General features: G+C 64.7%; 9 protein-coding genes. All 9 read right to left on the bottom strand.

Features of this window, described 5'->3' with window-relative positions:
- Positions 1-1,287, bottom strand: a 1,287-nt coding sequence (locus WA965_RS21670) for an MCE family protein (RefSeq protein ID WP_526448062.1), incomplete at its 3' end; no start/stop codon positions are given.
- Positions 1,288-2,430: an MCE family protein gene (locus tag WA965_RS21675; RefSeq protein WP_526295984.1), complete on the bottom strand. Its 1,143-nt coding sequence runs from the start codon at positions 2,428-2,430 to the stop codon at positions 1,288-1,290.
- Positions 2,427-3,701 (bottom strand): MCE family protein, encoded by a 1,275-nt coding sequence (locus WA965_RS21680; protein WP_526295982.1) that lies wholly within the window; start codon positions 3,699-3,701, stop codon positions 2,427-2,429. The genes WA965_RS21675 and WA965_RS21680 overlap by 4 nt, the downstream gene beginning before the upstream one ends.
- Positions 3,698-4,930, bottom strand: coding sequence for an MCE family protein (locus WA965_RS21685; RefSeq protein ID WP_526295980.1), 1,233 nt, complete (start codon positions 4,928-4,930; stop codon positions 3,698-3,700). The genes WA965_RS21680 and WA965_RS21685 overlap by 4 nt, the downstream gene beginning before the upstream one ends.
- Positions 4,927-5,955, bottom strand: coding sequence for an MCE family protein (locus tag WA965_RS21690; RefSeq protein WP_526295978.1), 1,029 nt, complete (start codon positions 5,953-5,955; stop codon positions 4,927-4,929). The genes WA965_RS21685 and WA965_RS21690 overlap by 4 nt, the downstream gene beginning before the upstream one ends.
- A gap of 31 nt (positions 5,956-5,986) precedes the next feature.
- Positions 5,987-7,258, bottom strand: coding sequence for an MCE family protein (locus WA965_RS21695; protein WP_526295976.1), 1,272 nt, complete (start codon positions 7,256-7,258; stop codon positions 5,987-5,989).
- A 1-nt stretch (position 7,259) separates the two neighbouring features.
- Positions 7,260-8,114, bottom strand: a complete 855-nt coding sequence (locus WA965_RS21700; protein WP_526295974.1) for an MlaE family ABC transporter permease — start codon at positions 8,112-8,114, stop codon at positions 7,260-7,262.
- Between the two features lie 9 nt (positions 8,115-8,123).
- Positions 8,124-8,837 carry an MlaE family ABC transporter permease gene (locus WA965_RS21705; RefSeq protein ID WP_526296010.1) on the bottom strand — a complete coding sequence of 238 codons (714 nt, stop codon included), beginning with the start codon at positions 8,835-8,837 and terminating at the stop codon, positions 8,124-8,126.
- A 258-nt stretch (positions 8,838-9,095) separates the two neighbouring features.
- The gene (locus tag WA965_RS21710; RefSeq protein WP_526448063.1) at positions 9,096-9,233 is read right to left on the bottom strand and encodes a hypothetical protein; all 138 of its coding nucleotides are present in this window, start codon (positions 9,231-9,233) and stop codon (positions 9,096-9,098) included.
- Between the last annotated feature and the right edge of the window lie 159 nt (positions 9,234-9,392).

Below are 9,392 nucleotides of genomic sequence, written 5' to 3' on the forward strand. Positions count from 1 at the left end.
CCCCGGCCCGGTTCCCGGCGGCAGCTGCGGAACCGGCTGCCCCGACGCCGTCGCGTTCGGATCACCCTTCCAGTTGAACCCGTCGTTGAGCGGCACGTAGGTCTCGTCGCTCTCACACATGGCGGCCGTGGGAGCGCGTTTACCTGGCCGTGTTGCGCACGGGATGTTGTGTGCTCCACGGACATTGAGTGACGAGTCCTGGGGAACTCGGCAGTACAGGTCGCCGGGGGGACGTTCGGGCGCATCCTCGAGGACCGCCGAACGTTGCTGCTGCGCAGGAAGAAAGCCGGTGGTGCACGGCGGCGGCAGGTTGATGTTCAGGTTGAAGCTGAGGTACTGGCCCCGGTAATCCTGTTTGGTGTCGACGTTGGCCACCAGTCCGGCCTGAGCCGCCGACACGACGGCCGGGAACAGCACAAGAAGCTGTTCGATGTTGTCGTGGTAGGTCACCGCCACCTCCCCCACGCTGACCAGGTTGGCCAGCACGAGGGGCAGCGTCGGCGTGATCCGGTCGACGAGTTGGCGCACCGAATCGGCTGTCGCGCCGCCGTCGTCGATGACCCGGGCAACGGTCTGGTCCTGCTCCTGAAGCTGTGTGGTCACCGTGGCCACCTGTGAGGCCCAGGCCTGGATCGCTTCCGAGGTGCGGGTCTGCGAATCCAGAACGGGCTTCGCCTGGTCGATCAAGGTGATCAGCGGGTCGAGGTGCTCGCGCGCCTCGATGGCGAGATCGGTGGAACTGTCGACGATCCGAGACAGTTCCGGGCCGAGTCCACCGACCGCCGTGTAGGACTCGTCGATGACGACTTTCAGATCGTCCCGCGGTATCGCCCTGAGTCCGGCGTTCGCGTCGGCGAGCAGGGTGTTGACGTTGGGCGGCACCGACGTGTCCGCGAGTGTGATGACGTCGCCGTCGCGCAGCGGCCGCGCATCGCCGTTACGCGGCAACAGCGCAACGTACTGCTCGCCGATCGCCGACTGGCTGTGCACCTCGGCCTGCAGGTCGGACGGAACGTCGATGCCGGACTTCAGCGACAACACGGCCTCCACGCCCACGGGTGTCAGACGCACCGCTTCGACCCGGCCCACCTCGGTACCGCGGTAGGTCACATTTCCACCGCTGTAGAGGCCACCCGTTTGGGCCAGCTGCATCGTGACCGTGTACCGGCCGACGCCGAAGAGCATGGCCGGCAGCTTCATGAAGTGGAGCGCCATCACACTCATCGCGACCACAGCGACGATCGTGAACAACACGAGCTGGATCTGCATTCGCCTGTCGAGTCGCATCTATGGCCCCTGATCCCAGCGGTAGGGAACGGTCAACGGGTTGGCGCGGGTGTAGGGGCTGGGGAACTGCCCGATGGTGCGACCCCATTGCAGCTCGAGCTCGGTCAGGTCGCCTTCCCAACGGGTTCCGGTGAACATACCCGCGTCGATCCGGCTGAGCGTGAGGTCGGCGATCGCGGTCAGGTTGGCGTAGTCACCGCGCTGCCACTTCTCGATCGTCTCGTTCGGGAACGGAAAAGTCAGGATGTAGGAGAGCGCCCGGGTCATGCTCGGGCCGGCATCGGCCAGTTCCGTCAACACCGGGCCGATGTCCTCGAGTTCCCCGACCAGGTTGTCCTTCGTCTTGTTGACGGTGTCAACGGTCAGCGCGCTGAAGGTTCCGAATCGGTCAGCGGTGTCGATGAGATCGTCTCGCTCACCGTTGAGCACCGATAGCGCGTCGGGAATGGTTTCCAGCGCGTGATCGAGCACGGGTCGCTGCGCAGCGAACTGCCCGACCAGATCGTCGAGACTCTCTGTGGCGGCGATGATGTCACCGGTTTGGCCGCTGAGGTTGCGCGTGAAGGTCTCCAACTGGCCGACCAGGCTGCGCACATCCTGCTCCCGGCCGCGGAACGCGGTCGAGAACGCCTCGGTGATGTCCTGCACGTGGCCGAGTCCGCCTCCGTTGAGGACCATCGACAGCGCCGCCAGGGTCTGTTCAGTGCTCGGGAATGCGCCGCCACTCGACAGCGGGATCAGTGATCCGTCACGCAGGCGCCCGTACGGCGCAACACCGTTCGGGGGCGACAACTCAATGTGCAGCGACCCCAGCAGACTGGTCAAACCGATTGTCACCAAGGAGTTCTCGGGAAGGACCACATCGCCGTTGAGCCGCATCGTCAACAGCGCGTGCCAGCCCTGGCGCTCGATCCTGGTCACGGTGCCGACGTCCACGTCGGCGACCCGGACCCGAGAATTCGGCTGGATGTTGTTCACGTCGGGAAGCTGCGCCCGGATCACGAACGACCCGGGCCCTCCGCCCTGGGTGCCGGGCATCGGCAGCGAGTTCAGCCCCTGCCAGCCGGCGCACCCGGCCGACGCCAGGACAACAACGACCGTCACCGACGCCGCCGCGATGCGGCGCCACCACGTGCGGTTCATGAGCCATCTCCGTTGGCGGGCACCATCATCCCGTGCAGGCCGGAGTCGGGATCGGTCGCTTCTGCCGGCAGCAGCTCGGCAGGAACAGCGGGCGGTGCAGAATCGGGGCGCATCCAATCCTCGCTGTAGGTGACCTCGTTGGGCCTGGCCTGCGCTCCGACAAGCAGGTTCTCCCCGATCGGGGGGAAGTTGTACTGCCGGTTCTTGACAATGGGCGCCAGATACTGCGCACACAGTTTCGCCGACTGCTCGGCGCCGTGTCGCGACGCCGCCTGGATCGCTCCGCAGATGAAGCTGATGGGATTGGCGAAGTTGTTCACCGCCAGCGCACCCGTCAGCGATCCGTTCGCCGGCTCGAAGATGTTCTGGAAGTTCGCCACTGTGCCGGGAGCGATGTGCAATGTCTGTTGGAGATCATCGAGGCTGTCGACCAGCACGGTACTGATGGACGCCAGCTTGTCGGTCGTGGTGCCGATCGCCTCCCTGTGGTCGTCTGCGAACACCTTGACGTCGCCGATGACCCCGGCCAGATCCTGCACTGTCCGCGCGACCTTCTGCGGGTCGTCGGCCACGAGCGACGTGACCGCCGCCATGTTCTGGTTGAGCTGTTCGAGGAGGTCTGCACTGTCGTGGAGCGCCGAGACCAGAGTCGACAGATTGCGGAAGGTGACGAAGATGTCGTCGCTGTGATCACCGAGAGTCGTCAGCGCCTGGGACAGCTTGATGACCGTCGCACGAATGTTCGCGCCCTGGCCCCGCAGATTGTCGGCGGCGGTGTTGATGAACGAGCCGAGGGTGCTGACTCCGCCGGGTTCGGTCGGTTCGAGAAGTTTGGTCAAGCGCTGCAACTGAACTCGGACGTCGTCCCATTCGACCGGAACCGCGGTCCGCTCCTGACCGACAACCGTACCTGTCGGCATGACCGGCCCCCCGGTGTAGGCAGGTGTCAGTTGGATGGCCCGACCTGTCACCAACTGGGGCGACAGGATCACCGCCTTGGCATCAGCCGGGACAGGGTAGCGGTGATCCACCCAGAAGGTGATCCTGGCACGGGTGGGTTCGGGCTCGATCCTGTCGACCCGGCCCACGGGCACCCCGAGGATCCGCACGTCGTCACCGGCGAAGATACCGTTGCTGTTCTCAAAATAGGCTGTCACCCAGATTCTTTCGTCCCTGTCCGCGGATCTGGCCGCGACCACCACGCCGGCGGCCAGAATCAGCACCAACACGGCGGCCAACCCCTTGCGCGCCTGCCGCAACCTCCCTCTCATCGCTGTCCCACCGGTTCGAGCGCGGGTGGTCCCGGCGGAGGTCCGCCAGGTTGCGGCGCGGGCAGTGGTTCGCGATACGGGTAACGGGTATCACCCGGATTGCCGGTGATGGCGTCGGGAAGGTGCAGCCGCGGCTCACCGCCCTGGCCGGTGCGAGGGTATGGCACCGGCAGCGCCGGCGTGCCGGGTTGACCGGTCTGGGGGTCGGTCAGCTGCGACGGTGGCAACACGTTCGGGTCCAGCCCGAGATCGGAGAAGGCGGCGTCGACGAACGGCTGCACGAACTGGCCGGGCAGCAGGTTCACCACATACGCCTTGAAGAACGGCCCGGAGGACAGCGACTCCCCCAGCGACATCGCGTATTTGTTGAGCAGAGTGATCGCCTCCTGAAGGCGTTCCTTGCGGTTGTCGACGATGGTCAGCACCCCGTTGAGTTTGTCCAGCGCTGGGCGCAGCTGCTCGCGGTTCTCGGCGATGAACGCCTTGAGCTGTTGTGCCGCAGCCGAAATATTGGTCCAGATCTGGCTGACCGCATCACTTTGGGTGCGCAGCTGCGCAAGCAGCGCGTTGGTGTCGGAGATGAGCCGGGCCACCTGATCGCTGCGGTGCGCCAGCACACCCGTTGCCTTGGCGGCATTGTCGAGCAGGCTGCGTAACTCGGTGTCTCGTTCGTTGAGTGTCTGGGCGAATCGCGCCATTCCCTGGACCGCATCGCTGAGCTCCTCAGGGGTGTTGGCGAACGCCTCCGACACCGTCGACAGAGAGTCCGACAGTTGGTCGGTGTCGAGTCCACTGATCGTCTCGGCCAGATCGCCGAGGGCGTCGGGCAACTGGTAGGGCGACACCGTCCGGTTCATCGGGATGGGCCCCTCGAGTCGGCCGCCGCCCTGCGGCACGACGGCGAGCATCTTGGTCCCGAGCAGACTCTTCGTCTTGATGCCGGCGTGCGTCGCCTCGCCCATGGTGATGTTCTTGTCGACGGTGAAGCGCACCAGCACTGCGGCACCGTCGAGTTCGATACCCGACACCCTGCCCGCCGGATATCCGGAAACCTCGACCGTGGCGCCGGTGAAGAGCCCCCCAGCGTCGGCGAAGTAGGCGGAATACGAATTCACCTGGTTGACCACGGGTAGGTTCTGGTACTGCAGCGCTCCCAGCACGACCAGGGAAACGCCTGCGGCACCGACGATTCCGATCACCAATGGGCTGCGCTCGGCGAAGGATTTCATTTCGGCGCACACCGCCCCGAGTCCTGCCCGGCGATTTTCACATACACCGGCTGGCCACCCTTCCCGTTGACCTTCAACACGAGCTCGCAGAGGTAGAAGCTGAAGAAGTCGCCGTACATGCCCTGGCGCCCGAGCGCCCGATACTTGTCCGGCAAGGTGTTGAACAGTGTGTCGAGATACTCCTGGTCGGCCACGGCGATCGCGGCAGTGCGGTCGGTCTGCTGCACCACCGTGGAGAACGGCCGACGAGACTGAGCCAGCAGGTCGGCCAGTGATCCGGCGGCGGCATCGATATAGGCCACGCTGTGGGAGATGTCGACGCGTCGTTCGGCGAGCCCGTGCACCAGTTCCGACAGCGACGCCACCGCGAGGTCGAGGCGATCGGTTTGGCTACCCAGCGATCCGAGCACCACGTTGAGGTTGTCCACGACCTGCCCGATCAGATCGTCGCGGTCGGCCAGGGTGTTGGTCACTATCGCCGCCTGTTCGAGAAATGATCCGATCGTTGCGCCCTGACCTTCGAGTGCCGAGATCAGCTGGCCGCTCAGAGCATTGACCTGACCGGGGTCCAGCGCCCGGAACAATGGCTTGAAGCCGCCGATCACCGAATCCAGATCGAGAGCGGGCTGCGTCCGGGTCACCGGGATGGTCCCACCGGATGGCAGGGCCGGGAGTCCTCCGGGCCCCTCTTCGAGCGCCAGATACCGCCCGCCGATGACATTGTCGTATCGGATCGCCGCACGCGTGCCGTCGGTGACAATGACCGAATCGTCGGCGGAGAACTCCACGCGGACCGTCGAGTCGGGATTGAACGAGATGTCCTGGATGCTGCCCGCCTCGACCCCCGCAATCCGCACCAGGTCATCACTTTTGAGCCCGGAGACGTTCGTGAACTCGGCGAAATAGCTCTTGCCGCTATCGAATCGGAACTGAGCGAACACGGTGAGCAGCGCGAAGGTGGCCAACGCACACACTGTCAGGAAAACCGACAGGCGCCACGCCGCGCCCTTGAAGTCGTCCTTCACGGTGTCTTCTCCTGAACTCGGTGCGATCGTGTCACGGGGTGGGCGCTGACGGGGTGGGCGCCGGGCCCGGTGCAGGCCCTGGCAGGCACTGCCTGATGCTCGGCGGCTCGGGATTGGCGCGTGTCACCGGTAGGTAGTCGGCCCAACACGGGTGGCCGATACCGGGATTCGGCCGGATGTCCAACCCCGTACCCCAGCCGGTGTTGGCGATGAGCTGGCGAACCGGGAAGTTCTTGGTGGCGTCGGGCAGCGAACCACACCCGGGTCGGCCCCCCGGTCCGCCCTTGGCGGCTATGACGGGCAGATTCTCGGGGTACTTGTATGCGTCGTTGCCGAAGAGCAGGCCGACATCGAGTTGGATGGACCGGTCGTTGCCCCCGCCCCAGGCGTCGTACCCGCCGTTGTCGAGGAACCACGTCGCCCCTTGGAGGAAGCAGGTGTACACCGGACTGTATTTGCGGAGCAGGCTGGTTGTCGGTTGCAGGGCACCGACCAATCCGACGAGACTGTCCTTGCTGGAACCGAGTAATTCGGTCCCCGCTCTCGACATACCAATGGTGTTGAGCAGCAATGAATCCAGTTCGGTGGCGTGATCGACAACCGTCGTGCTGGTGGTACTGGCGCCATCCAGGACCGTGACGATGTCGGAGGCGACCTCGGCGTAGGTGTCGTTGAAGCTCTTGAAAGACCGCCAGTCCTGACGAATGGTTTCGTTGCGCTCGTTGAGCGCGGTGAGGACCACGTTCAGATCGATGGTCGCCTGCCCGATCTGCTCGCCGCGGCCGCGTACACCCTCCGCTACAGCGCTGAGCACCGCGTTGAGCTTCGCCGGATCAACCATCTTCAGGAACTCGGACAGGTTCTCGAAGATCGTGTTGACCTCGGTGCTGACATTGATCGAGCGCAACACCGCACCGGCGGCAAGTCGTTCCGGGCTCGGGTCGGCCGGGTACACCAGGTCGACGAATTTTGCGCCGAACGCGGTCGTGGCCTGGATCTGGGCCTGCACATTGGCCGGGATGAACTGGATCTGGTCGGGGTAGATGTCCAGTTCCAGGCTCGCCCCGGCGTCCGCGCCGCCGATCGCACGGACCCGACCGACCTCGACACCGCGCAGTTTGACCTTCGCTCCGGTTTCCATCACCAGCCCGGAACGCTCTGACGTCAAAGTCACTGGTACGTAGGAGCGGAACGTCCCGTTGTAGATTCCGGTGGTGACAAGCAGGAACGCCGCGACCATCACCAGCAGAATCGCGGTCCACCATGCGTTGTGGAGGCGGGGTCCTCCCGCGCGCGGCTTCACGCTAACCCGCCAGGTTGAAGTTGCCGGACTGGCCGTAGACCGCCAGCGAGATCATCACGATCTCCACTGCGGCAACAACCATCGAGGTACGCACCGCGCGCCCCACCGCCTCACCGACGCCTGCCGGGCCCCCGGAGGCGGTGAAACCGTAATAGGTGTGCACCAGCATGATGACCACCGTCATCGCCACACACTGGAAGAAGGACCAGATGAGGTCGGTGGGGCTGAGGAAGGTCCCGAAGTAGTGGTCGTAGACACCCGCACCTTGTCCGTAGATCACCGTGGTGCCGAAACGGGCTGCGAGGAAAGCCATCATCACCGCGACGCAGTACAGCGGGATCACCACGATCACTCCCGCCAGCACGCGGGTGGCGGCAAGGTAGGTGACGCTGCGGATGCCGATCACCTCGAGTGCGTCGATCTCCTCGTTGATCCGCATGGCACCCAGCTGAGCAGTCGCCGCTGCGCCGATCGTGGCGGACAGCGCCACCGACGTGGTGCCCGGCACGATCAGCCGCACGTTGAAGAACGCGGAGGCGAATCCGGTGAGCGCCTCGAATCCCACCGACGCCAGCTGGTTGTATCCCTGCACCGCAACTAGTGCACCTGTTGTCATGGTCAGGAAGCCCACGATCGCCACGGTGCCGCCGACCACGACCAGCGCTCCGCTGCCGAGTCCCATTTGGGCGATCAACCGCAACAACTCGGTCCGGTAGTGGACAACTGCATCCGGAATCGCAGCCACCGTCTCGGCGTAGAAGCGCACCTGCCCACCGATGCGGTTCCAGCCCGCGGCGAAGTCGGCAACGGCATGGTGGAGTCGACCGAGTGGCTTGCTCGGGACGCCGGCGCTCATCTGATCACCTCAGGACACCGTGAACTGGATACCGACCGCGGTCACGATGACGTTGATAGCGAACAGCACCATGAAGGTGAACACCACGGTCTCGTTGACGGCGTTGCCGACTCCTGCCGGGCCGCCCCCGACGTAAACGCCCTTGTAGCAGGCGATCAGTCCTGCTGCGAGGCCGAAAAGTGTTGCCTTGATCAGTGAGACGATCACGTCTCCGGCGCCGGTGAGCAGCGTCAGGCCCGAGATGAACGCTCCTGCAGACACATTCTGGATGTAGACGCAGAAGAAGAATGCGCCGGCGAGTCCGACGATGATCACCGAAGCGGACAATGCCAGAGCAACGGTGGTGGCCGCCAGCACGCGCGGCACCACCAACGCCTGCACCGGATTGATGCCCATCACTCTCAGCGCGTCGAGTTCGTCACGGATGGTGCGGGCGCCCAGGTCTGCGCACATCGCGGTGGCGCCGGCCCCGGAAACCACCAGCACCGTGACGATCGGTCCGATCTGATTGACGGTGCCGATCGCCGCACCGGTTCCCGAAAAGTCCGACGCACCAAACTCATTGAGCAGGATGTTGAACGTGAACACCAGGAGCACCGAATAGGGCATGGTCAGCATCAGCGCAGGCAGGACCGAGACACGTGCGACGAACCAGGTCTGGATGACGTACTCGCGGAAAGCGAAGGGTCGCTGGAACATCAACACGAAGGTGTCCAGCGACATCGCGAAGAAGCCGCCGAGCGCCCGGAAGGGTTTTGCCGCCGTCAGCACACGACCGCCCCGATCGCGTCGGCGCAGGGGCCGCAACGCTGCGCACACCTGGCGTGGGACGGCATGATGTGAACGCTATCGATCCACCGGATCCCTAGCTGCTTCCAGAAAGAGGTATATGCCTCTCCCGTACGGGGCACAGCGAACCCAACGATGCACTTCAGGCACCATCTGCTGCATTCTCGAGTGGTGAAGCTCGGCGGCTAGCGGCTACCCGCGGCGGGTGCTGACGCGGCGCTCGTGCCACCGCAGCCGCAACAACAGCAGGCCGCGGTGGGCGCGCCACCCCGCCGACAGCGGGTCACGCCAGGCGGGCATGACGACGTGTGATTCGAGATCACTGTCCATGACCACCATTGTGCAGCGAATATCGGCGATCGGCCCGTCGACGTGAACAGCGACACCATATCGAGACCGTGAACGTTGCGTGAGCGAGATGTCGCCTAGTGCTTGACGTACCGGTCGACCAGAGAGGTCAGCGTCGATTCGATGCCCTTGGCGTTCTGC

The organism is Mycobacterium sp., assembly GCF_049683935.1.
Lineage (GTDB): Bacteria > Actinomycetota > Actinomycetes > Mycobacteriales > Mycobacteriaceae > Mycobacterium.